Here is a 16216-nt window from a genome sequence, read left to right as displayed (position 1 = left end):
ATCACTCAAATCGTAAATGGTCATCAAAACCTCTTGAATTGTTAAAAAATTTAAAAAAGCAAGCATGAAAAACATACTTGCCCTTTACACAATATTGATACCAACTTAATTTGTAGATTTTTTATCCTGCTATCACATATCATTTTGACAGGCGAAACAATATTAAAGAAACTCCACTGTAGATTAAACTAGCGATAAAAAATCTTTTTATCTAATTAGATCTATCTTTATTCTTCTTTGGAGATTTTAAAAATTTTCCCCTAATTAAATAAGTAATAAAAGAAATAAGCATACTGACAACAAAAACAATAAGAAAACTTTTGAAATCCATAATTACCTCCAAGTACACAAGCTCAAGTCTTTAAGCGACCATAATAGCCAATTGTAACATTGTTTTTGCATTCACGAGGAATACCTCTTTTTACTTTCGTCCTATTACAACCTTAATAAGGTTAGTATACTACTATTTTTTAAAATTTTCCATCCAAATCATAAATGGTCATCAAAACATCTTGAATTGTAAAAATTTAAAAAGCAAGCATGAAAAACATACTTGCCCTGGGGGAACTTGACAATGTGAAAATACAAAATAGAAAACTACTCACCCTCACTTCCGTATGTTCTCATATATTCTCATAATCGCAACAAGGATAGCAGCTGTCCCACTTGCCAAAGCGATAAGGGTAATGATAATGTTGAGGATTTCAGGCGTACTCCCTATTCTGTTGATAAGACGGAGTAGGGATATAACTGTCAACTGAATCAGGAGTATTGATTCTACTCTTACCAATGAAGTAAGTCTATTTTCAACTGCATATAAAAAGGCTGGTAGCATAACACAGGCTATAGCAATCACAAACAGGTTGCTCCCTGTTTCTTCTCCCTTGTTCACCACGGAAATCATGAGAAGATTCGATGCTATGATCAACGTAGAGCAGATGATAAAAAAAGATTTCTTATTCATTTAATATACCTCGCATACTATGGTAAAAATCAAACTGGACAAAGACAAATTTTATCTGTTAGCTTCTGCCAATTCTTTTTTCACAAATTTTCTAATGACCAACCGGCAGCAAGTGAACCGTTAAAACCTGACGAAAGACTTGATTTTGACAGGTGGTATTGAGACTGGTATTGGGATGACTTTCCACAATCTTCATAACGGTATAGAGACCAACTCCTCTCTCCTCCCCTTTAGAACTTGCTCCAAAGGAGAAGATTTCAGAAATATCGATGCCCTCTTCTTTGATGGAGTTTTCAATGATAAAGGTCTCCTGTTCTCCATTTTTTAAAAAGGCAATTGAAACATGAGGTTGACTGGCCTCTGCACTGGCTTCAATAGCATTGTCACAAAGGATAGACACAATAGTCAGAAAATCAAGCATGCTCATCCCCTCTACCTGAATCTCCTCTGGAACTTCGACATTAAAGACAATCTTCTTATCTCTAGCTTTTAGAAATTTTCCTGCTAGAAGACTTTTGAGGGCACGGTCCCGAATATTCACCAAACGGCCCAGGTCATATTTATTGTCCTGTAATTTCTCACTAGAATCCTTTAAGACTGAGTCGTAGACCTCTTTTATCTGCTCCATATCCTCCTCTTCAATGCCCAGACGTAAGCTGGTCAAGAGGTTGGTGTAGTCATGGCGAAAACTCCGGACTTCCTTGTAAAGTTCCTCTATATGCCGACTATAGCGTTCCATATCTCTGTAGCGCAGGGCCTGCTCTTGGTCCAATCTCTCATGGAGTTTTTCCTTCAAATAGGAATCCAATTTCTTAATAATTCCCATAAAAAAGAGCAAGTAAAAGACTAGGATGAGATGGCGAACAGTCTTTGATTGGATATCGTATGCATATTCAAAGTAAGACAGATTTTCCATGACTAGAAAGTAAGCCCCCATTATCCAGTTAATCTTAGTCAGGGACTGTTGAAAACCTTTATCGAGAAACTCCTTTCTCAATCTAGTAAAATCATAGTCCAACCATTTCAAAAAGACTAATACTATGAAGCAAACGAATAGCATAATCAACAAAAAGAGAGGATTTCCATCTCCATCTACAATCCCTTGCCCCAAAAACGGAAACACAAAATAGGAAACACTTCTGTAAAAGAGATCCATCAATACAATTGGAAAGAGACCATAAAAGAAAAGGAGTTTTTTAGGAAGCCCTCTTAACAGTAAGAAAGATAGACATATACCGAACAAAGGTTCTATAAAATAGGACAAATATTCACTTACATCCAAAAATTGAAAAGTCGCAAAAATGGCCCCTAGAAGAAATTTCAAAAGAAAAGCTTTAAAAATCCTCTCAAAAGTGAGACCAATTCCATCTACCTTAAAGAAAATGACAATTTCTAGTCCATTAATAACAAGAAAATACAACAATATCCAAGCAATGTTCATAAACTCTCCTAGCTCAGTGTAAGTCATTGATAGCCTCAGACACTTCCCTGACCTTATAACGCGCTATCATACAACTTCCACCATTGGGAAAGTAAAGAAGTTTTTCTTTCTTATCCAAACGCACCACATTGGCAGGATTAATCAGAAAAGAGCGATGGCACTGCAAGAGACGAGGTTCCTGCTTGAAAACCTCCTCTAAACTCGCCGTAAATTCCAACCTGTCTGTCTTGGTATAGAGAATAACACGATGGGCTCTGGGCGATGTTTCGAGATAATAAACCTCTTTAAAAGGATACTGGAATTGAGCAAATTTTGATTTAAAGTAAAAGCAATCTTCCGCCAGACTTTTACTGTCTTGACTATTGGCATAGAGGAGGGCTGTCTCGATACGAGATTCAAACTCTTCTGCCGAAAGGGCCTTATCAATGTAGTCCAAAGCAGACACTTGGTAGCGAAAGGACAGGGGCATAAATTCCGAGTGAGTTGTCACAAAGACAATCAGGGCATACGGATCCCGATCCCGAATCTTTCTAGCCACTTCCAGACCCTTCATCTCCTCATTTCGAATCTCAATATCCAAAAAGAATAGCTGATGGGCTCCCTTCTCATGCACCTCTGCCAGCAGTTGATCTGGCTTACCAAAGACTTCAAAAGAACTGGGAATGATATGATGTTCTTTCAAGAGTTTCTCAATGGTCGTTTCAATCCTAGTCTGTTGGGAAAAATCATCTTCTAAAACAAATATTCTCATCTTCTTACTCTCCTTGTTTCGATTTCTTCCTAAAAAGAGAATAGCAAAAATACTATGATACAAGCCCACCAAATCCTAAACAGGCCTTCAACGCTCCTGAAAGGTATCTTGTTCCTCAAATAAGCATGATAATCTTACAACTATTTTATCATAAAATCTTAACAGTACCATTCAGGAAATTTCAAGGACAATTAAAGATTTGAAGGCGAAAAAGGAGATAAAAGTGATAGACTGACAGTATCAAAACACAATTGCTAGAAGCAAGACTAGTACCCAGATTAAAGGAGGAATTCTCATGACAGATACAGACCCTATCAAAAGAGCTCAGACTTTGATTACTGACTTAAACAAAGCCTATCAAGCATGCAAACAGGCAAGCGCTGACGACGTCCGCTTTCAGGAGCAATTAAACTCTATTCTTGGCTTTCTAGCCAAGGCTGAGACAGTGGATAATCGAGTCTTGATTGAACTGGAAAAATTTTACCAGACTTCCAGTCTTCTCATGGGACTCAGCGCTCTTGATCCAGATGCTCCAACTCGCGCCGCTTGGAGGGCCTATGACCGCTTCCACTTTGACCAAGTCAAGACCAAGTTGAGTCTCTACGGACCAACCATTATCCTGTAGAAAATAAAAGAAGTTGAGACAAACTGAACTCAACTTCTTTTTTAATATCATATAAGCAAGTTTTAGTCCTGCATCTGACGTTTGACCTGATAAGGTAGGTACAAGACTAGTAAAACCAAACCTGCTCCCAGCAAGGCTAGAAGGGCCAGTTTTTCTTGGAAGGTCACAAGGCCGACAACTAATTCCACAAATAAAACAAAACTGGTCAATCCTCGGACTACCGCCTGCAAGCCTTTCTCCTTTTGCCCCTTGTCCAGTGGAAAGAGTTGGGTCAAATACTGATAGTCAAAGGCGTGATAGAGTGCCAGCAACTGGAAGAGCAAGAGATAGTTAAACAGGACTACTACCGCTGTTGCAATCCAAGATTGCTCGATAAAGACCTGCGCCAATATGGAAAGCAATAGCAAACGGAGACTAAGGGCAAAGAGGTCTCCATTTCGCAGATAAGAACGCAGATAGAGATTTTGCCAAATCTTCCCAGGCACCTTCTGAACAGCCTTTAGGATAAAGTCCAGGTAGGCACGACGCTTGACGCTGTTTGAAATTCCCTTGACCTGCGTAAAGAGGGCAAAGAAACGAAGCAAGACTTGCTTACGCTTGCTTTCTTGGGCAATGACATAATCCCAGTCTAGTCCAGTTTCCGTGAAAAATTTGCTGGCCTTTTGACGAAAGAGGAAATATTTACCTACTCCCAATAAAAGCACATAGACCAGAAAAACAGGCAAGCCATAACCCATGGCTAAAAATAAGGGCGCAAATAACAGCAAGAAAAGGGTCTGGGCAAAGAGCCAAAAGACTAGGGAAATGCCCGTTTGACGCTTTAGATGGAGTTTGATTTCCTCTTCTCCGACTAAGAGAAAGAGCTTGTCTGGAGCCTCCATATAGGTGGCAATTCCTCCCCAAAGTAAAAGCAAAACAGAGGTAATTCCTACAAATAAAAGAATAGGCCAATGATTTTCAGGAAAATGTTGTAAGAGTTGACTGTACTGGTAGGCTAAAAACCCCAGCAAGACAAGCAGGAACAAGACAAAGTGGTCATTGAGAACATAGCGCAGATAACCAAGACACTCCTTACGAAAAGCCTGCTTTCTCTTTAAAAACAAGTCTTTCATAGCTCCTCCTCTTTGGTCAGAGCCAAGTAAATATCATTCAAACTAGCCTCAGGCATGTCAAAGGCTTCGCGCAGTTGCAGGAGATGTCCCTTGGCACGCACTTCCCCTTTGTGAAGAATGACAAAGGCATCACACATCTTCTCAGCCGAATCCAGCACGTGAGTACTCATGAGAATAGACTTACCCTTTTGCTTTTCCACTTCCAAAAGCTGAATCAAGTCTGCAATAGCCAACGGATCAAGACCAAGGAAAGGCTCATCCACGATGAAAAGACTCGGATCCACCACAAAAGCACAGATAATCATGACCTTTTGCTTCATCCCTTTTGAAAAATGAACAGGAAACCAGTCTAATTTCTGGTCCAGACGGAACATTTTTAACAAGGGCTCTACTCGCTCAAAAGCCACTTTCTGCTCAATACCATAAGCCATAGCAACCATTTCGATATGCTCTCTGAGGGTCAATTCCTCATACAGACTAGGCGTCTCAGGAATGTAGCCAATTTGCTTGCGGTAGCTCGTTGCATCTTCTTGCAGGGTCAGACCATTGATATTGATGGAGCCACTATAAGGTGTCAACAGACCGATAATTTCATTGATGGTCGTCGATTTCCCAGCACCATTGAGACCGATCAAACCGACTAACTGCCCACTTTCAACTGTAAAGGACACATCTTTCAAGACAGGGACATGGACATAGCCACCTGTCAGGTTTTTAATTTCTAACATATTTTCTCCAAATCTGGTATAATGTAGCTATATTATATCAAAATTCAATACAGTAGAGGTAGATTTTATGTCAGATTGCATTTTTTGTAAAATCATCGCAGGGGAAATTCCTGCATCAAAAGTATATGAAGATGAGCAGGTTCTTGCCTTTCTTGATATCTCTCAAGTAACGCCTGGGCACACCTTGGTCGTACCAAAAGAGCACTATCGCAATCTTTTAGAAATGGACGTTACGAGCGCCAGCCAACTCTTTGCCCAAGTACCAACAATTGCTCAAAAAGTCATGAAAGCTACCAAGGCTACTGGCATGAATATCATTGCCAACTGTGAAGAAATCGCAGGTCAAACAGTATTTCACACCCACGTTCACCTCGTGCCTCGCTACAGTACCGACGATGACCTCAAGATTGATTTTATCACCCACGAACCAGACTTTGACAAACTCGCTCAAGTCGCTGAAACTATCAAAAACGCCTAAGGAGTTGCCATGAAATTATCCAACCTACTGCTATTTGCAGGAGCTGCAGCCGGAAGTTATCTGGTCACAAAAAATCGCCAAACCATCACAGATGAAGTCTTGAATACCACTGACCGTGTTCAAGCTATCAAGGATGATGTGGATATTATCCAAAATAGCCTGCAAATCATCGACCAGCAAAAAGAACTCATCAAGGAATATCAAGAAGACCTAACTTACAAGTTTAAGGTCTTGGAAAAGGATATCCAGACTAGACTAGCTGTTATCAAAGAAACACAGGAAATGGAAGATAAGTAAAAAGAGCCAATTGGCTCTTTTTAGTTTATAGATTTTTTAAGACTTTCCTTAAGTAATGACGGACGGTAGCGACCTTCTTCGAAGTTCCATACCTAAACTTTGAGCCTAGGTCTCAAAGTTTCCGAACACCTGAAATCAAACGGTTTCAGGTGTTTTCATTACGGCGGAAAGTCTGGGAAAGTATTTGATTTATACTCAATGAAAATCAAAGAGCAAACTAAGAAACTAGCCGCAGCTTGCTCAAACACTGTTTTGAGGTTGTAGATAAGACTGACAAAGTCAGTCACATATATACGGCAAGACGACGTTGACACGGTTTGAAGAGATTTTCGAAGAGTATTATTCTCCTTCAAAGGCATCTTTAATATGGTCAAAAAAGCCTTTTTTCTTTGGATTGACTTTTAAATCACCTGCAGCTGCGAATTCTTTAAGCGCTGCTTTTTGGCGGTCATTCAAGCCTGTCGGTGTTACGACATTAACGGTAACGTATTGGTCACCAACTGCACCACCACGAAGACTTGGAGCTCCCTTACCACGTAAACGGAATTTCTTACCAGTCTGAGTTCCCTCTGGAATAACCAATTCAACATCACCATGAACAGTTGGGATATCAACTGTGTCACCAAGAGCTGCTTGGACAAAGTTGAGGTTGAGATTGTAGAAGATAGTCGTTCCTTCACGTTCAAACTTGTCGCTGGCTTCCACAGAAACCACTACATACAAGTCACCGTAAGGTCCACCGTTAAATCCAGCTTCACCTTGACCAGCTAGGCGAATTTGTTGACCTGTTTCCACACCAGCAGGAATTTTTACATGTACACTATGGGCTTGTTTTTCATGACCTGTTCCGTGACAAGTTGTACATGGATCTTTGATTTCTTTTCCGCGACCATGACAGACATCACAGGTTACTTGACGACGCATCATACCAAGCGGAGTCTGCGTATCAACGTTAATAACACCAGCACCATGACAGCGTCCACAAGTGACTGGACTTGTTCCTGGCTTAGCACCAGAACCATTACATGTACTACAGCTTGCTTCACGATTGTACTTAACCTCTTTTTCAGCTCCAAAAATAGCTTCTTCAAAGGTCAAATTCACACGATACTGGAGATCATCCCCTTGACGAGGAGCATTTGGATTGCGTGAAGCACCGCCTCCGCCGAAGAAACTTGAGAAGATGTCCTCAAAACCACCGAAGCCACCTGCCCCATCGAAACCGCCGAAACCACCAGCTCCACCAAAACCACCGTTGGCTCCAGCAGCACCATATTGGTCATAGGCCGCACGTTTTTGATCGTCACTCAAAGTCTCATAGGCTTCCTGAACTTCCTTGTACTTTTCCTCAGCACCAGGCTCCTTGTTGATATCTGGGTGGTATTTTTTGGAAAGCTTACGATAAGCCTTTTTGATTTCGTCTGCCGAAGCGTTTTTTGACACCCCCAGACGATCATAAAATTCAGTATTGTTCATACAAGATACCAAGACCGTAAAATTCGACTGAAAAATAGGAAATCTGACGCTGGAGCGATGCTCCTAGACAGATTTATCTTTTTTCCGAGAATTTAGGTCGGGTTCAATTCCTTTCTGTTATATTGAGTAAGAAATTTGGGAACCCGTGTTCAGTTACGAACACCTTTGTTCCTTTCTATTGATATTTTGAATCAAACCTCGATTTAGGTCGGGTTCAATTCCTGTATTTCATATTGATGAGACAAACCCCAAATAAATCAGGTTTAGACCCTTTTTATCGAAAAACAGAGGCTGGGTTGCAACCTCTGGATTTCTTCCTATCATTACGACGTTCGAGTTTTAAAAATCAAACTAGTAATGCTAAATCGAGCACGCCCTAACCTCTTGGTGAAAAAGATAAATCTTCCTAGAAACTAAAGTTTCTGCGTCAGATTTCCTATTTTCACTGTGAGGTTTTAACGGGCTTTGCATCTTATTTTTCCGTAAACTCTCCGTCTACGACGTCATCGCCTGCGTTTCCTGTTGCTTGTGCGCCTTCTGCTCCTGCTTGAGCTTGTTGCGCTGCTACGGCTTGTTCGTAGAGTTTAACAGCAAGTCCTTGAGCTTTTTCGTTCAATGCTTCAAGTTTTGCTTTCATTTCGTCCAAGTTGTTGTCTTCTTGAGCTTTCTTAAGGTCATCAAGGGCAGCTTGGGCAGCGTCACGTTCTGCGTCGAATCCTTTGCCTTCAGTTTCCTTGATTGTCTTTTCAGTCGCAAAGATCGCTTGGTCTACTTCGTTACGAAGATCTACTTCTTCTTTACGTTTCTTATCTGCTTCAGCGTTAGCTTCTGCATCTTTCATCATACGGTCGATTTCTTCGTCAGTCAAACCTGAGTTCGATTGGATCACAATAGTTTGTTCTTTTTGAGTTCCAAGGTCTTTGGCCTTAACAGACACGATACCGTTCTTGTCGATGTCAAATGTTACTTCGATTTGAGGAATTCCACGAGGTGCAGCTGGGATATCTGTCAATTGGAAACGTCCAAGAGTCTTGTTATCTGCTGCCATTGGGCGTTCACCTTGAAGAACATGGATATCAACGGCTGGTTGGTTGTCTGCTGCAGTTGAGAAGACTTGTGATTTAGATGTTGGAATTGTTGTGTTACGGTCGATGAGTTTTGTGAAGACACCACCCATTGTTTCGATACCAAGTGACAATGGTGTTACATCAAGAAGGACAACGTCTTTGACATCACCAGTAATCACACCACCTTGGATGGCAGCACCCATAGCAACTACTTCGTCAGGGTTTACTGATTTGTTTGGTTCTTTACCAGTTTCAGCTTTAACAGCTTCTACAACGGCTGGGATACGAGTTGAACCACCAACAAGGATAACTTCGTCGATTTCTGACAAGCTCAAACCTGCATCTGAAAGGGCTTGACGAACTGGAACTTTTGTACGTTCTACAAGGTCACGAGTCAAATCGTCAAATTTCGCACGAGTCAAGGTCATTTCCAAGTGAAGAGGTCCAGCCTCACCTGCAGTGATAAATGGCAAGCTGATTTGAGTTGAAGTCACACCAGAAAGGTCTTTCTTCGCTTTTTCAGCTGCATCTTTCAAACGTTGCATTGCCATCTTGTCAGTAGACAAGTCAATACCGTTTTCTTTCTTGAATTCTGCCACCAAGTGGTCAATGATTTTTTGGTCAAAGTCGTCACCACCAAGTTTGTTGTCCCCTGCAGTTGACAATACGTCGAAGACACCGTCACCCAATTCAAGGATAGATACGTCGAATGTACCACCACCAAGGTCGAATACCAAGATTTTTTCTTCTTTATCAGTCTTGTCCAAACCGTAAGCAAGAGCGGCTGCAGTTGGTTCGTTGACAATACGTTCTACTTCAAGACCAGCGATTTTACCAGCGTCTTTTGTTGCTTGACGTTGAGCATCGTTGAAGTAAGCTGGAACTGTGATAACTGCTTTCGTTACTTTTTCGCCAAGATAGTCTTCAGCATAACCTTTCAAATATTGAAGAATCATAGCTGAGATTTCTTGTGGAGTGTATTCTTTTCCGTTTGCAGAAACTTTTTCAGAAGTACCCATCTTAGATTTGATAGAGATAACTGTATCTGGGTTTGTGACTGCTTGACGTTTCGCAGCGTCACCAACGATGATTTCTCCGTTTTTGAATGAAACTACAGATGGAGTTGTACGGTTTCCTTCTGGGTTTGCGATGATTTTGCTTTCAGTTCCTTCAAGAACTGCTACTGCTGAGTTTGTTGTACCTAAGTCAATACCGATAATTTTAGACATGTGTTTTTCTCCTTAAATTTTATATTCTATTTTTCTTTTTGATACTCTTCTTAAGTGGCGGCGCCGTCAGAGCTTGACTTCGTCAATCTCTTTGACTAAACTTTGAGCCTAAGGTCTCAAAGTTTGCGCAAATAGCGCCACGGCGAAGAGTATCGTCTTTGGTTTGCTTCGCTCACTATCGCAAAGCTGAACTACTTTTTTATCTTTCTTCATAGTTTATTGTCGTTTCGGACAAGTTTTCTATTATGTAAATTGCGACACGAGGAGTCGAAATCGATTTCATTTCAACGACGAGTTGCTTAGCTACCGTCAGAATTGCCTAGCTGTAAACAACCACCATTGCCGGTCTTAGGATGCGGTCATGGAGTTTGTAGCCTTTTTGGAAAACTTGGGCGATGGTATCTGCTGGGTGTTCATCGTCTGCTGGGAGAGTTTGAATGGCCATATGGTAGTTATGGTCAAATTCACCGTCAGCTGCGATTTCTTCGATTCCTTCTTCTTTCAAAGCGTGAATCAAGCTTTCTTGCACCATTTTCAAGCCCTTCTTCACATCATCTGTCAAACCTTCAACTGCGAGTGCACGCTCAAGGTTATCCAAAGAAGGGAGAATTGCTTTTGCCAAGTCCTGGCTACGGTAACGTTGCAAGTTTTGACGCTCTTCATTGGCACGGCGTTGGATATTTTGCATTTCTGCATGAGCGCGAAGGTATTTGTTTTCGAACTCATCTGCACGTTCATTTGCCAAGTCCAATTCAGACTTCTCAGGAGTTGTTTCTTCTACCGTTTCCACAACTTCCTCTTCTTGGACTTCTTCTACTTCTTCATTTTTTATATCTTGGGCCATTTTCGCCTCCTTTAATGATTTCAATCTTAATGTACTTCGTAATGATTACTGCTGAGGTAGCGGTAAAAATCTGTCAACTTCATGGTCAAAACACGGTTGACTACGTTGACTTGGTTGATTAGCTGTTGGTAATCCAGATTGACCGGACCGATAATGGCTAGAATTCCAACTCCCCGATAAGGAATGAGAAATTTACTACTAATCACCGCTAGGTCAGCTAGACAGGACTCTTGACTGTCCGCAACACGGACGTTTTGCATCTGATCTTCACGCAACCCCTCACGAATCTCCAGAGCCACCTTTTGCGGTTGGTCAAAGAACTGATAAGCTGCCAGATTGGCAAAATTCAAGAGATTAACCTTGCCAGCCACCACGATATTTTCGTTGAACATTTCCTTAAAGATGTGTTCAAAGAGATCAATGACATTATCCGTTGTTGTGAAGTAACGCTGGATAATCTGCGGAATCTCCGTCCGAATCTTGTAGTGAATATCTAGAACGGTGTGGCCGAGGAAACGTTCCTGAATGATGCTCTTCAGCTTCAGCAAATCTTCCTGCAAGAAGTTCCTTGGAATCAGAAACTGACTGGTAACCGTTCGAGACTCGTCTAGGGTGAACACTGCCAAGGCTGTATGTTGACCTAAAACAACGATATCAAAGGCTGTCAACCGCTGCCTGCTGGGCTCAACATCTAGTGCTACTACTGTACAGCCACTCAAGTCTGTTAGTAGGTTAGCAGCCTCTTGCAGAATATCCTCTAGCTTGAAGAATTCCTGATCAAAGGCTTTGACAATCTCATAAACCTCATTTTCAGCCAGTCGGTCAAAATCCAGTGAGTGTTTTACATAGTACTGAAAACCAGCAACACTTGGCATCCGACCACTTGAAGTATGAGCCTTCTCAAGCAAACCTTGCTTTTCTAAAGCCGCCATATCATTACGAATGGTAGCACTGCTAGAGTTAATAGACTCTTGCAAGGCTTTGGATCCGACAGGTTCGTGCGTTTTGGTAAAGATGTCAATAATCAGATTTAAAATATCCTGCTGACGCTCTGTAACCATCTCATCACTCCTCTCTGTCTGACCAGTTAGCACTCGATACGTTCAAGTGCTAACTTATGATTCTATTATACACCCTTAAAAGAGAATGTCAAGACAAAAACTCAAAAAATTAGCACTCTTTTGTCAAGAGTGCTAAAAATCAGTCTGAAGACCTAGAAAAAAAGACCGCCCTCAGGCAATCTTTCTTCTATATTAGTATTAGTAAAGGTCTAAATAATTATCAATTTCCCATTGTGAAACGAAGGTTGCATAACTTGCCCATTCGATTCGTTTGGCTTCAAGGAAACTAGTATAGATATGTTCTCCAAGAGCTGCTCTGACAACCTCATCTTCTGTCAAAGCTTTCAAAGCGTTGTGAAGGGTTGATGGAAGGTCTGTAATACCAGCTTCCTTACGCTCTTCTGCTGTCATGATGTAGATATTTTCTTCGATAGGAGCTGGTGCTTCGATTTTATTTTCAATACCATGCAAACCAACTTCCAAAAGAACAGCCATAGCGATGTAAGGGTTCGCCATTGGATCCACTGAACGCAACTCAAGACGAGTCCCCATACCACGTGAAGCAGGCACGCGCACAAGTGGAGAACGGTTACGACCAGCCCAAGCAATGTAAACAGGCGCTTCATAACCTGGAACCAAACGTTTGTATGAGTTAACCGTTGGGTTCATGATGGCAGTATAGTTGTAGGCATGTTTGATCAAACCACCAAGGAAATGGTAGGCCGTTTCTGACAACTGCATTCCTTTTGGATCATTTGGATCAAAGAAGGCATTGTTTCCTTCTGCATCAAACAGGGACATATTACAGTGCATACCTGAGCCAGCAATACCAAATTTTGGTTTTGCCATAAAGGTTGCGTAAAGTCCATGTTTGCGAGCAATGGTTTTAACAACAAGTTTAAAGATTTGAATCTTATCACAAGCACGGAGAACTTCATCGTACTTGAAGTCAATTTCATGCTGTCCAACCGCAACCTCGTGGTGACTCGCTTCTACTTCAAATCCCATTTTGGTCAAGACATTGACAATCTCTCGACGTGTATTGTCCGCAAGGTCAGTAGGCGCCAAATCAAAGTAGCCACCCTTGTCATTCACTTCAAGTGTCGGGTCTCCATTTTCATCCAACTTAAATAGGAAGAATTCTGGCTCTGGGCCAAGGTTGAAGGACTTGAATCCTACTTCTTCCATGTGATGAAGAGCACGCTTCAAATTGCCACGAGGGTCACCTGCAAATGGTTCACCTTCTGTTGTATAGACATCACAGATCAAACCTGCAACACTTCCATTTTCATCTCCCCACGGGAAGACTGTCCATGTATCCAAGTCTGGGTACAAGTACATATCCGACTCATTGATACGTACAAAACCTTCAATAGAAGATCCATCAAACATAGCCTTGTTTGACAAGACTTTATCTAACTGTTCATCTGTAGCAGGAATTTCGACGTTTTTCATGGTTCCCAAAATATCTGAGAACATGAGACGAATAAAGGTAACATTTTTTTCCTTGACTTCACGACGAATATCTGCAGCTGTGATTGGCATGAGTTTTCTCCTTAATGTATGACTACTTGCGGTTGCCTAACCGCGACCAAAAGGTGACCGTACTGAAGCAAAGCGACCCTGTTGGAGGAGTTCATTGTGAAGTGCACGACGCACCTCAGTCTGACTCACCGCTTTCTTGGATTTCGCTTCACGTTCAGCATATTTTTTCTTAATGGCAGCGATATTATAACCTTCAGAGATATAATCTTTGATTTCAAGCAGACGATCCATGTCATTCAAGGAATACATGCGACGATTCCCTTCGTTTCGATCAGGCTTGATCAACTCTTGATCTTCATAATAACGAATCTGACGCGCCGATAGATCGGTCAACTTCATAACACTGCCGATAGGAAAAACAGCCATATTTCGGCGAAATTCTTTTTCCTTCATTTACAATTTCCTTCTTTCTGTCTATTATAGTCTAAAAAAAGACAAACGTCAATTGATAATGTTATAAAATGTAACATTATTTTTCTTTTTTCTCTAAAAAGAGCCGAATACGATCAATATCGTAATTTACGAGAATTGCGACAAAAACTCCCATGAAAGTTTCTGATACACGCGCAAATACGTACAAAATCGTTTCACCACTCGGAATCGATAAGGTAATGATTAACATAGCTGCTACACCACCAATAACTCCTGCTTTGTTATTCATGGCTACATTTGTCATAATGGTTAACATGGTGCAGATTGGAACAACTACCAAGGTCACCCAAAAGGCTTCGTGAAAAAAACTATTTATTAGGAAGAAAACCAAGGCATAGAGGCCACCGATACTATTTCCTAGAATACGCGAAGTCCCAAAATGAACACTCTTATCAAAACTCTCCCTCAGGCTAAAAACGGCTGTCAAAGCACCGATTTGAAGACCTTTCCAACCAAAAAAGCCAAAAATCAAGAGAACTAGAAAAACAGCAATACCTGTTTTAAAGGTCCGCATACCAAGTTTGAACTGGGATTTATCGAATTTATATTTTTTAAAATAACTCATAATCTCAACTTTCTATTTCCATTTTATCATAAATTGGCTGATTTTATGAGCAATAGTTGAGAGGAAGCGTTTTTATTTTAAGCAAAAGAAAAGAGGAACTTTCATCCCTCTCTTCTTTGACTTATTTATAAAATCTTATTTTTCTGTCAAGGCTGCAAGTCCTGGAAGAACTTTACCTTCAAGAAGTTCCATTGATGCTCCACCACCGCGTCACAAATACCTACACTAACACAAAAAGGTGACATAGCCACCTTTTTGTTAACGTTTCAGTTTTGTTCCTTTTTCTACAAAATCAGGATTTTGTAGAGACTAACGGGCTGAAATTATTTTTCTGTAAGTGCAGCCAAACCTGGCAATACTTTACCTTCGAGAAGTTCCATTGAAGCACCTCCGCCCGTACTAATCCATGAGAATTTATCTGCACGTCCAAGGTTGATCGCTGCAGCAGCTGAGTCACCACCACCAATGATTGATTTAACTCCTGGTTGTTTCACGATAGCGTCCATCACACCAATTGTACCTGCTTGGAAGTCTGGGTTTTCAAATACACCCATAGGTCCGTTCCATACAACTGTTTTCGCACCAGTCAAAGCTTCGTCAAATTTAGCGATAGATTTTGGACCGATGTCAAGACCAAGGAAGCCTTCAGAAACTGCTTCACCTTCAGTGTCACGCACTTCAGTGTAACCAGCAAATGCGTTTGCTTCTTTTGAGTCAACTGGCAAGATCAATTTACCATTTGCTTTTTCAAGAAGAGCTTTCGCAACATCCAATTTGTCTTCTTCTACAAGTGAGTTACCGATTTCGATACCTTGTGCTTTGTAGAATGTGTAAGTCATACCACCACCGATAAGGACTTTATCAGCTTTTTCAAGCAAGTTTTCGATAACACCGATCTTGTCTGAAACTTTTGAACCACCAAGAATCGCTACGAATGGACGTTCTGGAGTTTCAACTGCTTCTTGGATGTAGGCAATTTCGTTTTCAAGAAGGAAACCAGCAACTGCTTTTTCAACGTTTGCTGAGATACCAACGTTAGATGCGTGTGCACGGTGAGCTGTACCGAATGCATCGTTTACGAAAATACCATCTCCAAGTGATGCCCAGTATTTACCAAGTTCAGGATCGTTTTTAGATTCTTTTTTGCCGTCAACATCTTCGTAACGAGTGTTTTCAACCAAAAGAACTTGTCCATCTTCAAGAGCGTTGATAGCTGCTTCCAATTCAGCACCACGAGTAACACCTGGGAAAACAACGTCTTGGCCAAGTTTTGCTGCCAAGTCTGCTGCTACAGGAGCAAGTGATTTACCAGCTTTATCAGCTTCTTCTTTCACACGTCCAAGGTGAGAGAAAAGAATTGCACGTCCACCTTGTTCGATGATGTACTTAATAGTTGGAAGAGCTGCTGTGATACGGTTGTCGTTAGTGATTACGCCATCTTTCAATGGTACGTTGAAGTCAACACGAACGAGGACTTTTTTACCTTTCAAGTCAACGTCTTTAACAGTAAGTTTTGCCATGTTACAAAAACCCCTTTAATTATTTTATTCGAAACTATTATATCACACTTTGGAAATATAAGGAAAGATTTCACAAGATTT

The 16216-nt window shown here is 41.1% G+C and carries 15 protein-coding genes; 3 read left to right on the top strand and 12 right to left on the bottom strand.

Annotation, left to right across the window (positions count from 1 at the left end; all coding sequences use genetic code 11):
* Positions 1-1055: 1055 nt before the first annotated feature.
* Together QM408_RS05305 and QM408_RS05300 are read right to left on the bottom strand one after the other, a co-directional pair.
* Entirely contained in the window at positions 1056-2405 is a 1350-nt protein-coding gene (locus tag QM408_RS05305) for a sensor histidine kinase (protein WP_261150473.1), read from the bottom strand.
* Positions 2406-2418: 13 nt separating this feature from the next.
* Complete coding sequence (locus tag QM408_RS05300; RefSeq protein WP_261150474.1) at positions 2419-3156, bottom strand: response regulator transcription factor; 738 nt, start codon at positions 3154-3156, stop codon at positions 2419-2421.
* A gap of 295 nt (positions 3157-3451) precedes the next feature.
* Here QM408_RS05300 and QM408_RS05295 point away from each other — a divergent pair, with 295 nt between their 5' ends.
* Positions 3452-3781 (top strand): hypothetical protein, encoded by a 330-nt coding sequence (locus tag QM408_RS05295; RefSeq protein ID WP_023943388.1) that lies wholly within the window; start codon positions 3452-3454, stop codon positions 3779-3781.
* 62 nt (positions 3782-3843) lie between these two features.
* Here the strand turns inward: QM408_RS05295 and QM408_RS05290 are convergent, their stop codons facing one another.
* Together QM408_RS05290 and QM408_RS05285 are read right to left on the bottom strand one after the other, a co-directional pair.
* Positions 3844-4893 carry an ABC transporter permease gene (locus QM408_RS05290; RefSeq protein ID WP_261150475.1) on the bottom strand — a complete coding sequence of 350 codons (1050 nt, stop codon included), beginning with the start codon at positions 4891-4893 and terminating at the stop codon, positions 3844-3846.
* On the bottom strand, positions 4890-5621 hold the full coding sequence (locus tag QM408_RS05285; RefSeq protein ID WP_261150476.1) for an ABC transporter ATP-binding protein: 732 nt from the start codon (positions 5619-5621) through the stop codon (positions 4890-4892). Before QM408_RS05285 ends, QM408_RS05290 begins: the two co-directional genes overlap by 4 nt.
* 67 nt (positions 5622-5688) lie before the next feature.
* Between QM408_RS05285 and QM408_RS05280 the strand changes: the two genes are divergently transcribed.
* Together QM408_RS05280 and QM408_RS05275 are read left to right on the top strand one after the other, a co-directional pair.
* Positions 5689-6099 (top strand): HIT family protein, encoded by a 411-nt coding sequence (locus tag QM408_RS05280; protein WP_042750181.1) that lies wholly within the window; start codon positions 5689-5691, stop codon positions 6097-6099.
* A 9-nt stretch (positions 6100-6108) separates the two neighbouring features.
* Positions 6109-6396: a hypothetical protein gene (locus tag QM408_RS05275; RefSeq protein ID WP_084928138.1), complete on the top strand. Its 288-nt coding sequence runs from the start codon at positions 6109-6111 to the stop codon at positions 6394-6396.
* Between the two features lie 339 nt (positions 6397-6735).
* On the opposite strand, the gene dnaJ is transcribed toward QM408_RS05275, so the two are convergent.
* From dnaJ to QM408_RS05235, 8 genes are all read right to left on the bottom strand, one after another.
* The gene (dnaJ, locus tag QM408_RS05270) at positions 6736-7872 is read right to left on the bottom strand and encodes a molecular chaperone DnaJ (protein WP_001066308.1); all 1137 of its coding nucleotides are present in this window, start codon (positions 7870-7872) and stop codon (positions 6736-6738) included.
* 472 nt (positions 7873-8344) lie between these two features.
* Positions 8345-10168 carry a molecular chaperone DnaK gene (dnaK, locus tag QM408_RS05265; protein ID WP_414373837.1) on the bottom strand — a complete coding sequence of 608 codons (1824 nt, stop codon included), beginning with the start codon at positions 10166-10168 and terminating at the stop codon, positions 8345-8347.
* A gap of 319 nt (positions 10169-10487) precedes the next feature.
* Complete coding sequence (grpE, locus tag QM408_RS05260; RefSeq protein WP_414373835.1) at positions 10488-11012, bottom strand: nucleotide exchange factor GrpE; 525 nt, start codon at positions 11010-11012, stop codon at positions 10488-10490.
* Positions 11013-11038: 26 nt separating this feature from the next.
* Positions 11039-12073, bottom strand: a complete 1035-nt coding sequence (hrcA, locus tag QM408_RS05255) for a heat-inducible transcriptional repressor HrcA (RefSeq protein ID WP_000255759.1) — start codon at positions 12071-12073, stop codon at positions 11039-11041.
* Between the two features lie 198 nt (positions 12074-12271).
* Positions 12272-13618, bottom strand: coding sequence for a type I glutamate--ammonia ligase (glnA, locus tag QM408_RS05250; protein WP_033676218.1), 1347 nt, complete (start codon positions 13616-13618; stop codon positions 12272-12274).
* A 36-nt stretch (positions 13619-13654) separates the two neighbouring features.
* Positions 13655-14011: a transcriptional repressor GlnR gene (glnR, locus tag QM408_RS05245; protein WP_000659548.1), complete on the bottom strand. Its 357-nt coding sequence runs from the start codon at positions 14009-14011 to the stop codon at positions 13655-13657.
* A gap of 76 nt (positions 14012-14087) precedes the next feature.
* A complete protein-coding gene (locus tag QM408_RS05240) occupies positions 14088-14615 on the bottom strand; it encodes an FUSC family protein (RefSeq protein ID WP_000119914.1) in 528 nt (175 codons plus the stop codon).
* Positions 14616-14938: 323 nt separating this feature from the next.
* On the bottom strand, positions 14939-16135 hold the full coding sequence (locus QM408_RS05235) for a phosphoglycerate kinase (protein ID WP_001096743.1): 1197 nt from the start codon (positions 16133-16135) through the stop codon (positions 14939-14941).
* Positions 16136-16216: the final 81 nt, after the last annotated feature.

This window comes from Streptococcus mitis (assembly GCF_047464965.1).
GTDB lineage: Bacteria > Bacillota > Bacilli > Lactobacillales > Streptococcaceae > Streptococcus > Streptococcus mitis_DU.
This window is presented reverse-complemented; position numbering and strand designations above follow the sequence as displayed.